The sequence below is a fragment of the Pseudobacteroides cellulosolvens ATCC 35603 = DSM 2933 genome, from assembly GCF_001262605.1.
Classification (GTDB): Bacteria; Bacillota; Clostridia; order Acetivibrionales; family DSM-2933; genus Pseudobacteroides; species Pseudobacteroides cellulosolvens.
The window spans coordinates 5,766,465-5,783,250 of sequence record NZ_LGTC01000001.1 but is presented as its reverse complement, the minus strand read 5'-3'; the positions used below and the strand labels follow the sequence as shown (position 1 = coordinate 5,783,250).

Below are 16,786 nucleotides of genomic sequence, written 5' to 3'. Positions count from 1 at the left end.
GGAAAAGATGTGTCAAATTAGTAAAATTTAAGTTACTGTAATGGGAAATGTTATTGTATCTCCTCTATTGGTAGTGAAAGTTATAGAAGTAGTTCCTTTTGAAATTCCTTTAAAAGTCCATTTTATATCCGCAAAATCTATCCCGCGATATATTACATTTTTGGATTCAAGCTTAACTATATTTTCGTCACCAATAACATAATCCCATTTTGTGCTTGCAATTCCGCCTTCTCGAAGGGGTATGTCAAAGGTCTCATCTTTCTTAACAGTAATATCATATTTATCATCAGTTACAGTAATATTATACTTTTGAACTTTTCCAGCGGAAGAAGTGAAAGTAATCGTAGCAGTTCCCTCATTAATTGCCTTGAACGACCATGTACTTCCAGGTAATCCTTCAGAATATTGTAAAGTTCCGGTTTGCTTTAATTGAAATTTAATTACATTTTCATTGCTTATGGAGTAATCCCATGTTAAACCTTGACCTTCTCTAAGAATAATAGCCGTATAATCATCTTTATATAGCTTTATATTATTTATACCAGTTATTGTTGGATTAACGTAATCTGCAGAAGTTGCGTTGAAGTTTTTAGCGATTATAACTACATCACCCATGTTTATTACTTTGTCATAGTTAAAATCCGCTGCAGAATTGAATCCTACGTCTGATGGTATGGTGTTAAATGACTTAGCCAGTAAAACAATATCTGACATATTAATAACGCTGTCGGTATTTATGTCTCCAGGAATCATTGGTATTGGCTGCAAAGGGGAACCTATCTCAATATTCTCTGATAATTGGGTTAATAATGATCTCTTTAGGTAACCGGCTTTACTTATTGTTACCAAATATAAGCTGCCAGGTGAGCTGGTTTCAGGGATTGAATCAATCTTAAAATATCCGCTCTTATCTGTTAATGCAGACAGCCCTAGTCCTTGTATCTCAATCTTAAAATTATCATGGCAATCTTGAGCAAGTTGTAATGATTCAGAACTCAAATAGCCGCTTATACTATAATTTTTAGGAGATGGTTTGGGTGTAGGTGTGGGCTGGGGTGTTGGGGTTGTAATTCCGGGTGCTATAATGTCTGATTTTTTGTGAATACCAAAGTTTGTTATTGTGTATGTTGTGCGAATCTTGCCGTTACCTGTTTCAGGAGCACTTTCAACTGTTTGAGTCCATGTATCGCCAAGTTTAACCTTTCTCCATTCGTTATTCATATAAAAGTTTACTGACAAATCATAATCTATAGAAAACTTATCTTTTACAGTTAATGTGTCATATACAGCCAGCTCTGAAGCTGAACCTATACCAGCTGTGCCGGCAATTCTTCTTTCCGAGCCCACTATAACTTTTATTTTGGCATTATAGCCAGGCACTTCATCATAGCTTGTTAATTTTCTTTGATCAGCCCAATAAAAATATGTAGGAGAATCAATAACCTTATACTCACCAACATCTCCTATACCTTCGGTATAAGTATGAGTGTGAATAAATAGAAACTCATCTTCCCCAATTGTTTCAGCCGGCAAAACAGCAAAACTGTTGGCTCCTCCCAATACTGAAAATACCAGAATTAAAGCAAGAACAACAAATAACTTTGGTAAACAGAAATTTTTTCTCATTACTACCCTCCCAATAAAAAATCAATTTACATAAATAATATCTTCTTTTTAATATACTTTGATATATATTATTTTATATCTAATTGACTCCTGATTCAACCATGTATAACATAAAAACGTAAATAATTATTTACTAAATATTTTGTTATTGAAAAGTGACCAATACAACTATATACATTTTTGCGGAGGATAGTTCTTTTATAATAAAAAGAACTATCCTAATATCTAGGATAGCTCCTGTGATTATTTGCCAGCCTGGAACCTACTTCATACTATGGTTCTTTAACAACAGGTGTAGGTGATGGTACAACTGTTGGAGTATGTTCCGGCAAAGGAGTTTCTGCTGAATTTGAAGAATATTTTAATTCCGGTTTCGGATAATCTTCGGAGGTTTTACCAAAGTATTTTGCCAAAATTATAACATCTCCCATATTAAGTACATTGTCCAAGTTTAAGTCACATATAGGTCTGTATCTATGAATCTCACTGTAGGTGTTAAAGTATTCTGAGTTTATCAATCCTATAACATCATTCATATTAATTACATTATCAGGTGCACTATTTACAGCGAAATCTCCTGCCCACATTTTAATAGGTGAATCGATTGAAGACATCTGACAGTCCCCAAATGCTGATGAAATGATTATTTCTCTGTCCAGATAGCCGACGTTGTCTATTCTTACAACGTAATTTGCTGATTTTTTTGATATATCACTTATTTCAAAATATCCCTTTGAGTTAGTGAGAGTACTTTTACCAGTACCAACTACTTCAACCCTAAAGTTTTCTCTTATTTCATTTGCAACTTCATCCGGATATGTAAAATCCGGAACGATATATCCACAAATTTTAAACACATCGGTGTCTTTGGGTATAACCTTTATCTCCATAATCTCGTATCCATTAGAGGACTTTAATATTGCTGTACCAGGTGCCACTGCAATGGCATAATCATGTGTACAGCCTTGAAACGCAGGGCATGGCCTATACTCTATTTCCACAATGTCCGGGTTTTGGCTATACCACATATGGTCAATTCCTACCTCAAAGCTCTGGCCCACCACCATAACTTTAGACTCAGATTGTTCTGCTGCAAACAAAGTGTTGGGTATGCAGGCTGTCATAAGGATTACTATAAATATAATGCTTAAAAATTTCCTATACACTTAATATTCCTCCTTAGTTTTGTAAATTATGATTGATGATTCTATGTGTCAATCATACTATACTTGTTATAATATGTCAATCTCAATTTACGCAGCTAGATCTATCAGTGCTGCATAGCAAATAGGATTAAAAGCAAAATTATCTGGACATTAATAAAGCATCTGTGTTATAAAAATATTTATGTATATACCATATTGATATACAGATTAAAAAAATGGAGAATAAAAATGGAAATTTTTAAACAAGCAGCAATGTACTTTCTCGGCTTTAAACCTTATGTCATGTTGCCGATCATAATATTCAGCCTTGCCCTTATATTTAGGATAAAGCTGAAAACTGCTGTAACATCAGCCTTTACGATAGGAATAGGATTCATAGGAATATTTATTGTATTCGATTATTTCGTAGCAATAATAAATCCTATAATACAAGCTTTGATTAAAAGGACAGGCCTCCAACTTAACATACTTGATGCAGGCTGGCCGCCTTTAGCTGCTATTACCTGGTCCTTCGGGCTTGCACCAGTATTCATACTTCTTGTTATGGTGGTAAATGTAATTTTACTGGTAACAAAGCTAACAAAAACGGTGAATATAGACATCTGGAATTACTGGCATTTTATATTTGCAGGTGCCTTGGTTTATAATGTAACACAAAATGTTTTTCTTTCTTCCCTGGCCACAATTTTAATTTGTATTATAACCCTTAAAATAGCTGACTGGAGTGCACCATTAGTCAATAAATTTTCGGGCATGGATGGCATATCCATACCTACACTTTCAGCTGCAACATATTTTCCTTTCGGTGTTTTAGGAAACAAGCTTATTGATAAAGTGCCATTTATTAATAAAATAGATGCAAACCCTGAAAAAATGAAAGAAAAGATTGGCCTTGCAGGAGAGCCTATGATAATCGGATTCGTAATAGGTGTTCTACTTGGCTTGGGTGGGGGTTATGAATTTAGGAAAATAGCTGAGCTGGCTTTCGGTATTGCGGCTGTAATTTATATTCTGCCTAAAATGGCCAATATTGTAGGTACTTCACTGATACCTATATCTGATGGTATGAAGGAATTTATTAAAAGACGGTTTCCAGGTATAGGAGGAACTTATATTGCCCTTGATGTTGCGGTTCTTGTGGGTATTCCATCAGTGGTTGTAACTGCCATTCTATTAATGCCTGTGGCATTGATATTGTCTTTCGTTCTGCCAGGTGTCAAATTTATTCCACTAGGAGATTTGGTCAATATAATGGGGTCTGTTGCACTTGTTTGTGCTGCAACAAAAGGAAACGTTATCCGCTCCTTTTTAATAGGAATTCCAATTGTGGCAATACATCTTTACACAGCCTCTAATATGGCTGTCGTGTATACAAAACTTGCGGGTAGCGTTAATTACAAGCTCCCGAATTACACAGGTACATTTACCAGCTTTCTTGATGGAGGAAATGTAATTAGGGTGTGGATTTTCAAACTTTTCATGGGAAATTTTTATGCCATATTGCTAATTCCTGCTTTTATACTTATATTCTACTTAACCAGGAAAATTGCAAGGAATGGATAAGTGGCACTGCTTTTATTTGTTATAAGTAGATGATTGTGTAAGGTTATTATTTACACGTATAACAACTAATGTTATAATGCATGATGAAATAGAATTTGGAAATAAATAGAAAGTAAAGAATTTAGTTTTTTAAATTGGAGTTAATGAAAGTGAAGAGAGAATCGGGATTAGATTTGCTGAGAACCTTTGCAATTTTTTTTGTGATAGGAGTGCATTTTTTTTTACAATCAAATTTCTATGAAGTGCCTATATCAGGTGGAAACATGACGCTTCAGGTCGCATTAAGAAGTTTATTTATGATATGCGTACCATTGTTTTTAATGCTTACAGGGTATCTACAGATAGAAAAGAAGCCTGAAATTAAATATTTTAAAAAAATTATACCAATTTTAGCTGTTTATTTGTTTTACTCTGTGTTATCAATTTTTATGAGAGTTTACTATCTTAACGAGGACAAAAGCCTTCTCAGATGGGTTGCAGAAATACTTGTATTTAATGCAGATAAGTATTCATGGTACATCAACATGTATATAGGACTGTTCCTTATAACCCCATTTTTAAATATGATACATAACAATCTAAAGAATGATGGGAAGAACTATAAACGATTTTTATTGATTTTGGTTATATTAACAGGACTCCCAGTATTTTTTAAAGCCTTATCCCATTATCGGTCATACTTCATATATCTATCATTATTCGACTATTGGTTAAGCATATATCCTATTACATATTATTTTCTAGGTGCTTTTATTAGAGAATACAAGCCTAAATTTAACAAAAAGCTTTCTGCGGTATTATTAATATTGATTATTATGTTTGAAACCATTATAAACACCACATTTTCCAGAGGTAAACTATTCTTGGATGGGATTGGTGAATATGGTTCGATAATCATTATGATAGAAGCTGTATTGTTTTTTCTTATTTTTTATGATATCAAAATTAATAATAATCATATTAGTAAAATTTTAGGGATCATATCCATATTGTCTTTGGATATATACATGTGTTCATATATCAGTGACAAGCTGGTCTACACCTATTTTCTGAAAAATTTGTATAAATCTCAGCAGCAAATATTATACTATTTTATTTTTATAGTCATGATTTCATTTACAATTGCTTTTACCGTTTCATACCTTAGACATAAGGTTACCAGGCTTATACCTGTACAAAAAGCATAATTGTGAAGAAATTTATACATTATTGCTATTGTTGCCTTTTGATTTTCGAAGCTCCCTGAAGAAATTTTTCAAAATATCTGAGCACTTATTTTCCATAATACCGCTATATACATTAACCTTGTGATTAAATTTTTCAATAGCAAGTATGTCAAGAACCGACCCAACGGCCCCGGCCTTTGGGTCTTTAGCACCATAGTAAAGATTTCTGATCCTGGACTGAATGAGTGCACCGGCACACATTGGACAAGGCTCTAGCGTTACATAAAGGTCACAGTCTATAAGGCGCCATGAACCCAGCTTTTTTGCTGCTTTTTTTATGGCAATTATTTCTGCATGAAGTGTTGGGTCTTGCTTTTGTTCCCTTGTGTTATGTCCACGAGCAATGATTTTTCCATTAAAAACAATAACAGCTCCTACAGGGGTTTCAAGCTTGCCATACGCTTTAAGTCCTTCTTTGTAAGCCTCGTTCATATATTTTTCATGAATTGTTTTTTCCGAAGAGATATCTTTTTTTTTCACTAGCGTAGTTCCTTATTTCATATTTATACATTATATATTATCAAATAGTTAACTGGTCAACTTATGTATTATATTTTATCACAGTTTGTCTATTTAGGAATAACCAAATAACCAAAATATAAAGTACTTATATAATAATTGCATAGTATAAGTCACGAAGAATGTCACTACGTTGAGAAATATAAAGGGTTTATAGCAAATTCCTCTTAAAATAAGAAATACATCAGCATAATTATAAAATCTGTATTTGACTTAGGACCAGCTAGTAACTATAATGGAGGTTGGGGTTTTTTTGCTGTGCAAAAAGCTTCTTAACTTTATATCAAAATAGGCTGTGCGAAATCGGTAAATAACCCAATAATTTAACTTATTGGGATGATTCTGGTAAGTATACCGACAACGAGGTTGGCAAAATGGTATTGTCATGCGATGGGGCTGACATAGCGAAATTGCCTGAACTAGTTATGCGTAATGCCACCGAGCATTAAAGTTATAAAATAGTATAACCGTTTATTTATATTTTATTCGCTTAATGTGTATGCACGTTTGTTTTGTTGATATAAATTCTTGTCACAAATTTGAAAGGAGTGGATGCAGTGGAACCAAAACTGCTTGCTGTAGCGATTTTATTACCTGCAGTCAGTGCCGTGCTATGTTATCTTTTTCGTAAAGCTCCTATAAGGAATGTTATAGTAGTTGTTACGGCACTTATCATGTTTGCTGTTGCAGGAGGATTTTTCAAATTATTGTTTGATAATGGTGGCAAAATAACAATTGAACTGCATGATTTTGCAGCAATGGCTACCGAGTTGGCTATAAAAATACTTGATTTATTACTTTTCATTTATATTATGTATATTGGGGTTAAGCTCAAAAAGCCTTTGATTGTAGGGCTAACATTCCTACAGCTTATACCTGTTCTTATTTTTGAGTTTATAGTTCGTCCCCACGAACTTGAACAGGCATTTGTAATTGACTATCTTTCATTAATATTGATTTTACTTGTATCAATAATAGGACCTATTATAACAATATTTGCAATAGGATATATGAAGGAACATGAACATCATTTACATCTTAAGAAATCAAGACAACATAGATTCTTTTTAATACTTTTTGTTTTCCTAGGAGCAATGAACGGTCTTGTAATGACAAACAATATCATGTGGTTATACTTCTTCTGGGAAGTTACGACTCTTTGCTCATTCCTGCTCATATCACATGACGGTAACGAGCAATCAATCAAGAATGCAACAAGAGCCCTTATTATAAATATGGTTGGCGGTGTTGCATTTATTTTGGGAATAATTGCAATATATCAAGTGAAAAATACCCTTGCCATCGATAAAATCGCAAGTGTTGAGTCATTGGCAGATGTTGGAACTATACTACCTTTAGGCCTTGGACTTCTGTGCTTTGCAGGTTTTACAAAGTCAGCACAGTTCCCATTCCAAAGCTGGTTATTGGGGGCCATGGTTGCACCTACACCTGTATCGGCAATGCTGCACTCAAGTACTATGGTTAAAGCCGGTGTATATTTGATAGTAAGGCTTGCACCTGCTTATTACGGGACAAACCTTGCGAAGTTAATAGCTGTAGTTGGTGGCTTTACTTTTGTTGCCGGTTCTGCAATTGCCATAAGCCAGAGCAATGGAAAAAGAGTTCTTGCGTATTCGACAATTGCCAACCTGGGTCTTATAGTTTGCTGTGCAGGGCTTGGTAATCCGGTAGCATTAGGTGCTGCGATACTCCTTATAATATTCCATGCCGTATCTAAAGGTTTGTTGTTCCTCTGCGTAGGTACAATAGAGCAGGGTATAGGAAGCAGGGATATAGAGGACATGCAGGGACTTATGAAGAGAATGCCTTTCACAGCGGTTATAACTGTTATTGGTATGATATCAATGCTGCTGCCGCCTTTCGGTGTGCTTATATCAAAGTGGCTTACAATAGAAGCAGCAGTAGATAAATCACCGATTGTTCTGATACTGGTTGTTCTTGGCAGTGCATTTACAGTAGTATTCTGGGCAAAATGGATAGGAATTGTTCTTACAATGTCATATAAGGCGAAGATGGTTGGCGAAAAGTTGTCGATTTCTATAAGAAGTGCATTGTCAATACTTTTTGTTGGAGTACTGGCATGTAGCATAGGCATTGCACCGTTATACAACAATTTGATACTGCCGCAATTACAAATGTTCCAAATAGGCGGAAATAGTGTTATATTGGGTATAAATGGCGGTTTAGATATAAAAAGTGCATGGTTAAATGGCGGAACCATGGGTGGTTTCGGCATAGTATATTTCTTTATAGTGGTTTTACTGGTTATGTTCCTTGTGCCGGTATTTATGCGTAGAGCAAAGCCTGAAACCATGAAGACACCTTACCTTTGCGGTGAGAACACAACCGATACTAGGGGTATCGATTTTATGAGCCCTGGAGATAAAATTGATCAAGTTATAGTTCATAACTATTATTTAGAAGGTTTCTTTGGTGAAAAGAATCTTACATTATGGGTCAATCTTATTGCAGGAGCTATTATTCTGATTATGTTCGGGGTGGTAATCTAATGAGTGATATATTTACTTTACAAAATATTATAGCGATTATCGTTGCCTTAATCGGGGCACCAATAATCGGAGGTATACTATCCGGTGTAGACAGGATAATAAGTGCCAGGATGCAGAACAGATACGGTCCGCCGTTACTGCAGCCCTTTTATGACTTCTTCAAGCTCATGGGTAAAGAGAGGATAACCGTTAACCAGACTCAAATGGTTTATGTCCTCGGGCACCTGTTCTTTTCGATAGTATGCATAGTTATGCTGGTATTAAAGCAGGACCTTTTGATGATCATATTTGTACTTGCATTTTCAAGTGTATCCCTTATTATGGGAGCTATGAGCGTTCGTTCTCCATACAGTAAAATCGGAGCCCAGAGAGAGCTTATGCAAATGATGGCTTATGAGCCTGTATTGCTCCTTATGGTTGTTGGTATATATCTCACAAATAAAAGCTTTATGATATCCAGTATACTGGAGAATGAAAAGCCTTTGCTGTTTAACTTGCCTCTTGTTTTTGCAGCATTCTTATACGTGCTGACAATAAAGCTGAGGAAATCACCATTCGACTTTTCAACTTCACATCATGGGCATCAGGAACTTATTAAGGGTCTTACAACAGAATTTTCAGGACCTCAATTGGCAATAATAGAATTAGCACACTGGTATGATTTAGTATTGTTACTTGCATTAATTAGCCTGTTTTTTGCGAATCCTTTATGGGTAGGTATAATTATAGCACTTGTTTGCTATTTCCTTGAAATGCTTATCGATAACATCAGTGCCAGGGTTACCTGGAGATTTATGCTCAAGCTTACAGGAATCGTAGGAGTCGGTGCGGCAATGACCAATATTATATGGCTTTACTTAAAATAAGGAAGAGTATCCATTAGAGGAGTGGAACAATGGGAATAATAGAAAAATCACGTAAAAAATCACCTTGGATTATTCATTACGATTGCACAAGCTGCAACGGATGCGATATAGAAACGCTTGCGTGCCTTACACCACTGTATGATGTTGAGCGTTTTGGGATAGTCAACGTAGGTAACCCAAAGCATGCGGATGTTCTTGTTGTTACGGGTTCCGTCAATAAAAGAAATGTTCGTGTACTAAGAAACATATACGAGCAGATGCCTGATCCCAAGGCTGTCGTAGCTGTAGGTGCATGTGCATGTACAGGTGGAGTATTCAAGGAATGTTATAACGTTTTAGGCGGTGTAGAAAATGTTTTGCCCGTCGACGTTTTTGTGCCAGGATGCTGTCCAAGACCAGAAGCAATAATGGATGGGATTGTTATGGCATTGGAAAAAATAAATGATAAAGCGAAGAAGAAATAATATATAGTTTATAAGATTTAAACTAGATTCGGCCTTTGGAGGATTTTATGATAGAGAATGCTTTTGATATATCAAAAGAGTTGCTTCAAATTGAAGTACAGGACTCTAAAATTAACGGATACAGATTTGTAACCGCGACCTGCGTCGATTTGGGTAATGGTACATTTGATATTATTTACCATTTTGACAAGGACCTTGAATTAAAAAATTACAGGGTAAATGTAAAAAAAGAAGATGAAATTCCCAGCATATCAAACATTTATTTTTCTGCAATACTGGTAGAAAATGAAATGAAAGAATTGTTTGGAATAAACATTAAAAATATTGCTATAGACTACGGCGGACATATGCTCCTTTCAGACGAAGAGCTTAATTCCCCAATGGCTAAACAGCAAATAGTAATAGAGCAGCGGAAGGGGGATAAATAAAATGAGCAAAACAGTAATACCTTTTGGGCCTCAGCATCCTGTTCTCCCGGAACCGCTTCATTTAAAGCTGGTCATGGAGGATGAAGTAATAGTAGAAGCCATTCCAGCTATTGGATATGTTCATAGAGGGCTTGAAAAGCTCACTGAGGTAAAAGAATTTACCCAGAATGTTTTTATTGTGGAAAGAATATGCGGTATCTGCAGCATGATGCATGCCATGGCTTACTGTCAGGGGGTAGAAACTCTGATGAATCTTCAGGTTCCTGATAGAGCTAAGTATTTGCGTGTTATATGGGCAGAGCTTCATAGGTTACACAGCCATTTGCTGTGGTTGGGACTTTTAGCTGATGCGTTCGGCTTCGAAAGCCTTTTCATGCAGGTATGGAGAAACAGGGAAAAGGTAATGGATATTATGGAAGAGACTGCTGGAGGCAGAGTTATAATATCCGTTAATGCTATCGGGGGTACCAGGAGGGACATGTCTCCTGAGGCACTGAGAAAGGTAGCGGTTATTGTAGATGAAATTAAGGAAGACATGATACAGCTTGAAAAAGTGTTTATGGCTGATTACACTGTAAAGCACAGACTTGTTGGCGTCGGTGTCTTGGACCCTGCTATTGCCTATGAACTTGGTGCGGTAGGACCTATGGCAAGAGCCAGCGGAATCAAGCAGGACTTCAGAACTACAGGTTATTCTGCTTATGGAGAATTGGATTTTGAGCCTGTTGTTGAAACCGATGGTGACAGCTATGCAAGAACAATGGTAAGGCTTAGAGAGGTTTACCAGTCAGTTGACCTTATCAAGCAGGCAATTGGAAAAATACCTGATGGTGAAATAAGTGTTCCTGTAAAAGGTATGCCTAATGGTGAGGTAATTTCAAGGGTTGAGCAGCCAAGAGGAGAAGTTTTGTATTACCTCAAGGCAAACGGTACAAAAAATCTCGACAGGCTCAGGATTAGGACTCCAACCTTTGCAAACATTCCAACACTGCTTAAAATGCTTCCGGGAAGCCAACTTGCAGATGTTCCTATATTGATTTTAACAATAGATCCTTGCATTAGCTGTACGGAAAGGTAAGGTGTAAAACATGTTCGATATGATTGGCAGTATATTTAAGAATCTAAGTTCAAAACCTGCTACAAGAAAATATCCTCTTGAGAAGAGACCGGCATTTAAGAACTCAAGGGGACAAATCAGCGGGATTGACATAGATCAATGTATTTTCTGCGGAATATGCCAAAGGAAGTGCCCGGCAGATGCACTGGCTGTGAGCAAGGCGGAAAAGTCATGGGAAATAGATCAGTTCAGATGCATAATATGCGGTGCGTGTGTTGAGTTATGTCCCAAGAAGTGTATAATAATGGAAGATGAGCATAAAACCTCTGCTTATAACAAGGAGAAATATAAAGCGGTTCAAAAGGCAGCCCCACAGGCAGCTCCACAGCCTCCGGCACCAAAAGAGGGTCAATAGAGAGGTATTAATTAATGCATGAGTATGCCGTAACCAAAGGACTGATAGCTATAGCTGTGGAAGAGGCACGAAAAGCCGGAGCCTCAAAAATTACGCTCATTAGACTTGTAATTGGGGATTTGTCCACAGTTATTGATGAATCAGTTCAGATGTATTTTGATATGTTGAGCGAGGGAACAGTTGCTCATGGTTCCAAGCTTGAGTTTAGAAGGGTATCTGCCAGGTTTCACTGCAAGGACTGCGGAATTGAGTTTGAAAAACCCAAGATTGGGTTCGATTGTCCTAAATGCGGTAAAATGGGTATGCTGACTGACTCAGGCAAGGAGTTTTACATTGAGAGTATGGAAATAGAATAAAGTGGTTTTAATAGACTATAAAAATTTACGTGGCTTTTTATTTAAGAGTCACGTAAATTTTATTTATCTTCATTAATCTCAATTAGAGCCATTGTTATATCATCCTTTATCATAGAAAAATCGTCAATTTGAGCAAAATCCATTGCCTCTTCAATAATCCTGCTTAAAGTACTACTCGGCTCCGATTTGTCGGTAAATAGTACATTACGAATTCTATCCTCCCCGAACTGATAGCCTTTTTTATTTTTCAATTCTATTACACCATCAGTGCACAAAAACAGTCTGTCACTCTTCATAAGTAACAATTCTTTTTCATTGTACTCTGCCTTTTCAAACCAGTTACTTATTGGGGTACCTGGAATCATCAACAGTTCAAAACGATCCGGATCTTCCAGGTTAAAAATGATTGGGGATACGTTATGACCGGCATTTGAGTATTTTATACTGCGGTCCTTCAAATTGATTACTGCATAAAAAACTGTTATATAGGCATCCTGGTCAAAATTACTGTTGCTAAAGTCTGTGTAAAGCTTCGATAATGCAAGGGATGGAGATAAAGTTTTCTTATCTATGGCAGAACGCAGAAACACGGTAAGCATTGAAGCGGGTAATCCATGGCCTGATACATCAGCGATATAAACACCAAGATGATCATTATCCACTTCAAAGATATCCAGGAAATCGCCGCCTAATTCCTCGCAGGGTTGATATATAAATGAAAATTTAATCTTATTATCGGGAAGAGCTTTTGGTAAAAGATTACACTGAAGCTTTTTTGCTAAAGATAGATCATCCATTAGCTTCTTGTTCTGTAACATGACCTTTTCCTGCAGCATATGAAGCTCTGTTACATCTCTTAATACTTCTACAGCAGCAACAATCTCACCATTCTGATTTTTTACAGGTGAACTCATAACTGAAAATATGCGGTCATCTATTATCTCCTGCTTGCAATATGATGTGCCATTGAAAATCGCATTCCTTGAAATACAATTTTCACAGGGAGCTTCACGGCCTAAAAGCTTGTAACAGAGCTCGTCGGTCTTGCAATCCTTTATGCCCTGTGCCATAGCCTTATTAACAAAAATTACTTTATTTTCCCTGTCTACAACCCGCACCCAATCCAGCATTCCGTTTATTATATCTTCAATCATTATTCCACGTTTTTCTTCACTTTTATCCATTTTAACCTCATACCCATCCAGAATATATTAAAGTAATTAAGGACCTATTGACCAGTTAATTATTTAATAATAATTAATAAAATATAATTTGCATCAATGATTATTATTATAATAACAAAACATTATATCCTTAGCAAACATTATTATTTGTTCAAAGTCCACCAAATGTAAAATTAATAATAAATTTTATCCTAATGCATATCTATATTTATCTGTAATACTTTATAAGATTATGGTAATAATACTATTATTCAGTAAAAATTACATGAATTTATGGAGTAAAAAAATGTCGGTAGAAACAGGGTTAAAACAGGAGTTTGTGGATATAAAAAGTCAAAAGGCACTTCAATTTTTCAGCGAAACACTTTTAACGTATATAAAAAAAGGGCTTGCTGAAGGGTTTAAGTCAATAGTGTTTGTTTGTATAGGAACTGATCGCTCAACAGGCGACAGTCTTGGACCTCTAGTTGGCTATAAGCTGGAAAATAATAATTATAATAATTTTTATTTTCATGGAACCCTTAAGAATCCTGTACATGCAAAGAATCTCACGGATACTATAAAGCTTATTGAAACAAAATATGAAAACCCTTATGTTGTTGCTATTGATGCCTGTCTAGGCCAGACCGATCATGTGGGGTATATATCTATCGGTGAGGGCTCGATTAAGCCTGGGGCTGGTGTAAACAAGGAGTTACCGCCTGTTGGGAATATGTTTATTACGGGCATAGTAAATTACGGAGGATTTATGGACTTTCTGGTTTTGCAGAATACAAGGCTATGTATTGTTATGGATATGGCAGATATCATCTCAAGTGGAATAAAGTATGTCATGTGGAAGCTAAATAATGAATATATAAAAATGCAGGATTAATATTGGCTTTTATATAGAAAATATTGGAACTACCTTTTACTTGATAAAGTGCTAGCTTTATTATAAAATTTAAAATAATACTTTTGACAAAGCTATTAAAGAATATTTGCTTCAAATAAAAAAGCAATAATTAGAAAGGTAGTAAGGGCACAATGGAAAGAGAAAAACTTGATAATTTAATAAATAGGATTAATGAACTTGCTAAAAAATCTAAAACCTCTGGACTTTCCGACACTGAGAAAATAGAACAGCAAAGCCTTCGGAAAGAATATATAAATGCATTCAGAAACAATATGAAGAAAACCCTTGATTCAGTTACCGTAGTTGATAAGAATGGAAACAGAAAACAATTAAGGCAAAAGAACAAGGATAATCTTATTAATTAACGAATGACTAAAATATTACTAATACTTTATTTATTAAGCATTTTTTATTATATAATAAACTTTTTAATAAGCTCGTTTAGAGAATTTGAAAGCTCAACCTGTTTTTTAATGACCGTATAGACTTTTTCCATATCATTAACTGATTGAGAAACAGAGTCTACAATGGAAGAAGCATCTTCTGTTCCCTTGCTTGAGTTTTCAGCAACATTTTGAATAGCTTCATTAACCATTTTTAATGTATTGGTTATATTTTTTGTCATTGTTGCAAGATCGTTTGAAAAGATTGTTATTTGTTCCGAGTCAGCATAATACTGTTCACCGGCGTCTTTAAACTTTATGAATTTATCTTTAATCGAATTTTGCATAAATTCCAGTATGTTATTGCTTTCTTGTGATAAACTCGTATAAGCTTCCTGTACGCTTTTTATTGTAGACTTAACGTTAGAGGCTGCGATAGAGGATTCTGTAGCCAGCTTCCGAATTTCGTCCGACACTATTGCAAAACCTTTTCCCTGCTCGCCTGCTCTGGCTGCTTCAATGGCTGCGTTTAAGGCTAAAAGATTAGTCTGTTCGGCTATTCCGGTAATAGTATCAACCATAATTCTTACTTCATCAAAAACCTTGCCTTTCTCAATTGCCTTTATTATATTATCGGCTTTTTCTTTGTAAGTTTTGTCAACTTCTATAAAAGAGTTATTTGCATCATTCTGGACAAGAAAAGCCTTTTCTTTAATAACATTGGCATTATTACAGCTCTCAAGTGCTCTTTGTGAAATATACTGTACACTGTCATTTACTTCCTGAGTGGATGCTGATACTTCTTGTGTTGTAGCACTTGTATTTGTTATACCAAAGCTTATTTCATTTACTGATTTGTTTATTGATTCAAGTTCTCTGGACATTTCTTCAGCTGTATAAGACAAGGTATCGCTTGATTCAATAAGATTTTTTGCATTATCACTTATTTTATTGATGATTTCGGTCATGCTTTCTTTAAGCTTTATTGCTGCTCTGGATAGAATACCGATTTCATCCTTTCTTTCCATATAGGACTTCTTTATGTTTCCTGTAAAATTACCTGATGCCATATTATGTATAAAATCAGTTACAGCTGTAATTGGATGTGCTATCATGTTGCCAATAATTATTGCTGCGATTGATATTATAACAATAAAAATAATTGAAATTATCTGCAATATTAACAAAACTTCATTTACAGGCTGGCTTATATAGTTAACAGGTACGCTTAAACAGAATTTCCATCCATTTAGGTTTGGTATTGCTGAGAAAAAAACATATTGATCAGATTTTTTATACTCAAACTGTACAGAGCCTTTTTCCAAGGACAGAATGTCTTTAGATGCGGCAACAAAGGTATCGGGTATGTTTTTACTTTTGGCAGCAATACTCTCAGTTAAAATATATTCCTTGTCGGAGTAAGCAAGGAATTTGCCGCTTTTGTTAATTACATAGCAGTATGAATCCTTATGAGATACTGTGTTGTTTTTTATTTTTTCATAAAAATTGCTCATTTTTAAGTTTCCGGCAATAACACCAATTACTTTACCATTATCATCCTTTATTGGAACTGAAATAACAGACACAAGGTTACCTGTTGATTTTGATATTACAGGCTCTGATATAACGGTATTACCCTCCATGACTGGTTTCCAATAGGCTCTGTCTTGCAGGTTTCCGGCATTCCTTTTAAGTACTGTATTGTAATCGCCTTTGCTGTCTGCTACAAATAATATGTCATAGAAATCTTTTTTCTTTTCAAACTCCTTTTTCAGAAAAGGCTCAATCTTGTCCCAGTCCAGGCTTTGGATAAGAGGCATTGTAGAATAGACAGCAAGCTCAGTCTTTCTTATTTCGAACATGTCGCTTATCTGTCTTGCATAGCTTTCGGCAGATTTTATGGAGCTGATTTCAATGTTAGTATAAAGCTTATCTTTAACTAAAAAGTATGTAGTCAATATTACAGTTGAAAAAACAAAAATACTTAATAGAATCAAGCTAATAAGCAGTTTTGACTTTAACTTTAGGGATATATTCATAATGAAACCCTCACCTTTGAGTTATATTTGTATTCAACTTTTATTATGTTGTTATGTTGTATATCGGA

General features: G+C 35.4%; 16 protein-coding genes. 11 read left to right on the top strand and 5 right to left on the bottom strand.

Annotated elements, in window-relative coordinates; genetic code table 11:
* Positions 1–27: 27 nt before the first annotated feature.
* Complete coding sequence (locus Bccel_RS23970) at positions 28–1,626, bottom strand: dockerin type I domain-containing protein (RefSeq protein WP_036935066.1); 1,599 nt, start codon at positions 1,624–1,626, stop codon at positions 28–30.
* 272 nt (positions 1,627–1,898) lie between these two features.
* The gene (locus tag Bccel_RS23965) at positions 1,899–2,792 is read right to left on the bottom strand and encodes a hypothetical protein (RefSeq protein ID WP_036935069.1); all 894 of its coding nucleotides are present in this window, start codon (positions 2,790–2,792) and stop codon (positions 1,899–1,901) included.
* 228 nt (positions 2,793–3,020) lie between these two features.
* On the opposite strand from Bccel_RS23965, the gene Bccel_RS23960 reads away from it, so the two are divergent.
* Positions 3,021–4,355: a PTS transporter subunit IIC gene (locus Bccel_RS23960; protein ID WP_036935071.1), complete on the top strand. Its 1,335-nt coding sequence runs from the start codon at positions 3,021–3,023 to the stop codon at positions 4,353–4,355.
* Positions 4,356–4,504: 149 nt separating this feature from the next.
* A complete protein-coding gene (locus tag Bccel_RS23955; RefSeq protein WP_036935073.1) occupies positions 4,505–5,542 on the top strand; it encodes an acyltransferase in 1,038 nt (345 codons plus the stop codon).
* 12 nt (positions 5,543–5,554) lie between these two features.
* On the opposite strand, the gene tadA is transcribed toward Bccel_RS23955, so the two are convergent.
* Complete coding sequence (gene tadA, locus Bccel_RS23950) at positions 5,555–6,061, bottom strand: tRNA adenosine(34) deaminase TadA (protein WP_276326120.1); 507 nt, start codon at positions 6,059–6,061, stop codon at positions 5,555–5,557.
* Between the two features lie 596 nt (positions 6,062–6,657).
* On the opposite strand from tadA, the gene Bccel_RS23945 reads away from it, so the two are divergent.
* Genes Bccel_RS23945 through Bccel_RS23915 form a run of 7 tightly spaced genes read left to right on the top strand, consistent with a single transcriptional unit; the run spans position 6,658 to position 12,217 of the window.
* Positions 6,658–8,631: an NADH-quinone oxidoreductase subunit 5 family protein gene (locus Bccel_RS23945; RefSeq protein ID WP_036935075.1), complete on the top strand. Its 1,974-nt coding sequence runs from the start codon at positions 6,658–6,660 to the stop codon at positions 8,629–8,631.
* Positions 8,631–9,497, top strand: a complete 867-nt coding sequence (locus tag Bccel_RS23940; RefSeq protein ID WP_036935078.1) for a respiratory chain complex I subunit 1 family protein — start codon at positions 8,631–8,633, stop codon at positions 9,495–9,497. The genes Bccel_RS23945 and Bccel_RS23940 overlap by 1 nt, the downstream gene beginning before the upstream one ends.
* Before the next feature lie 29 nt (positions 9,498–9,526).
* Entirely contained in the window at positions 9,527–9,961 is a 435-nt protein-coding gene (locus tag Bccel_RS23935) for an NADH-quinone oxidoreductase subunit B family protein (protein WP_036935080.1), read from the top strand.
* 47 nt (positions 9,962–10,008) lie between these two features.
* Complete coding sequence (locus tag Bccel_RS23930; protein ID WP_036935082.1) at positions 10,009–10,389, top strand: NADH-quinone oxidoreductase subunit C; 381 nt, start codon at positions 10,009–10,011, stop codon at positions 10,387–10,389.
* Between the two features lies 1 nt (position 10,390).
* The gene (locus Bccel_RS23925) at positions 10,391–11,467 is read left to right on the top strand and encodes a hydrogenase large subunit (protein WP_036935085.1); all 1,077 of its coding nucleotides are present in this window, start codon (positions 10,391–10,393) and stop codon (positions 11,465–11,467) included.
* Between the two features lie 10 nt (positions 11,468–11,477).
* Positions 11,478–11,861, top strand: a complete 384-nt coding sequence (locus Bccel_RS23920; RefSeq protein WP_036935087.1) for a 4Fe-4S dicluster domain-containing protein — start codon at positions 11,478–11,480, stop codon at positions 11,859–11,861.
* A gap of 14 nt (positions 11,862–11,875) precedes the next feature.
* Positions 11,876–12,217: a hydrogenase maturation nickel metallochaperone HypA/HybF gene (locus tag Bccel_RS23915; RefSeq protein WP_036935090.1), complete on the top strand. Its 342-nt coding sequence runs from the start codon at positions 11,876–11,878 to the stop codon at positions 12,215–12,217.
* Between the two features lie 59 nt (positions 12,218–12,276).
* On the opposite strand, the gene Bccel_RS23910 is transcribed toward Bccel_RS23915, so the two are convergent.
* Positions 12,277–13,401 (bottom strand): PP2C family protein-serine/threonine phosphatase, encoded by a 1,125-nt coding sequence (locus tag Bccel_RS23910; protein WP_036935093.1) that lies wholly within the window; start codon positions 13,399–13,401, stop codon positions 12,277–12,279.
* 286 nt (positions 13,402–13,687) lie between these two features.
* Here Bccel_RS23910 and yyaC point away from each other — a divergent pair, with 286 nt between their 5' ends.
* Both yyaC and Bccel_RS23900 read left to right on the top strand, forming a co-directional pair.
* Positions 13,688–14,275: a spore protease YyaC gene (yyaC, locus tag Bccel_RS23905; RefSeq protein ID WP_081926655.1), complete on the top strand. Its 588-nt coding sequence runs from the start codon at positions 13,688–13,690 to the stop codon at positions 14,273–14,275.
* Between the two features lie 152 nt (positions 14,276–14,427).
* Entirely contained in the window at positions 14,428–14,661 is a 234-nt protein-coding gene (locus Bccel_RS23900) for a DUF896 domain-containing protein (RefSeq protein ID WP_036935099.1), read from the top strand.
* Between the two features lie 47 nt (positions 14,662–14,708).
* On the opposite strand, the gene Bccel_RS23895 is transcribed toward Bccel_RS23900, so the two are convergent.
* Positions 14,709–16,718, bottom strand: a complete 2,010-nt coding sequence (locus tag Bccel_RS23895) for a methyl-accepting chemotaxis protein (protein WP_050753786.1) — start codon at positions 16,716–16,718, stop codon at positions 14,709–14,711.
* Between the last annotated feature and the right edge of the window lie 68 nt (positions 16,719–16,786).

Bases quoted from the DNA above. Each gene is read 5' to 3' on its own strand.
- Bccel_RS23920 (WP_036935087.1), top strand. From the start codon at position 11,478: ATGTTCGATATGATTGGCAGTATATTTAAGAATCTAAGTTCAAAACCT.
- Bccel_RS23940 (WP_036935078.1), top strand. From the start codon at position 8,631: ATGAGTGATATATTTACTTTACAAAATATTATAGCGATTATCGTTGCC.
- Bccel_RS23900 (WP_036935099.1), top strand. From the start codon at position 14,428: ATGGAAAGAGAAAAACTTGATAATTTAATAAATAGGATTAATGAACTT.
- Bccel_RS23910 (WP_036935093.1), bottom strand. From the start codon at position 13,401: ATGGATAAAAGTGAAGAAAAACGTGGAATAATGATTGAAGATATAATA.
- Bccel_RS23960 (WP_036935071.1), top strand. From the start codon at position 3,021: ATGGAAATTTTTAAACAAGCAGCAATGTACTTTCTCGGCTTTAAACCT.
- Bccel_RS23925 (WP_036935085.1), top strand. From the start codon at position 10,391: ATGAGCAAAACAGTAATACCTTTTGGGCCTCAGCATCCTGTTCTCCCG.
- Bccel_RS23930 (WP_036935082.1), top strand. From the start codon at position 10,009: ATGATAGAGAATGCTTTTGATATATCAAAAGAGTTGCTTCAAATTGAA.
- Bccel_RS23915 (WP_036935090.1), top strand. From the start codon at position 11,876: ATGCATGAGTATGCCGTAACCAAAGGACTGATAGCTATAGCTGTGGAA.
- Bccel_RS23935 (WP_036935080.1), top strand. From the start codon at position 9,527: ATGGGAATAATAGAAAAATCACGTAAAAAATCACCTTGGATTATTCAT.
- Bccel_RS23895 (WP_050753786.1), bottom strand. From the start codon at position 16,718: ATGAATATATCCCTAAAGTTAAAGTCAAAACTGCTTATTAGCTTGATT.
- Bccel_RS23970 (WP_036935066.1), bottom strand. From the start codon at position 1,626: ATGAGAAAAAATTTCTGTTTACCAAAGTTATTTGTTGTTCTTGCTTTA.
- yyaC (WP_081926655.1), top strand. From the start codon at position 13,688: ATGTCGGTAGAAACAGGGTTAAAACAGGAGTTTGTGGATATAAAAAGT.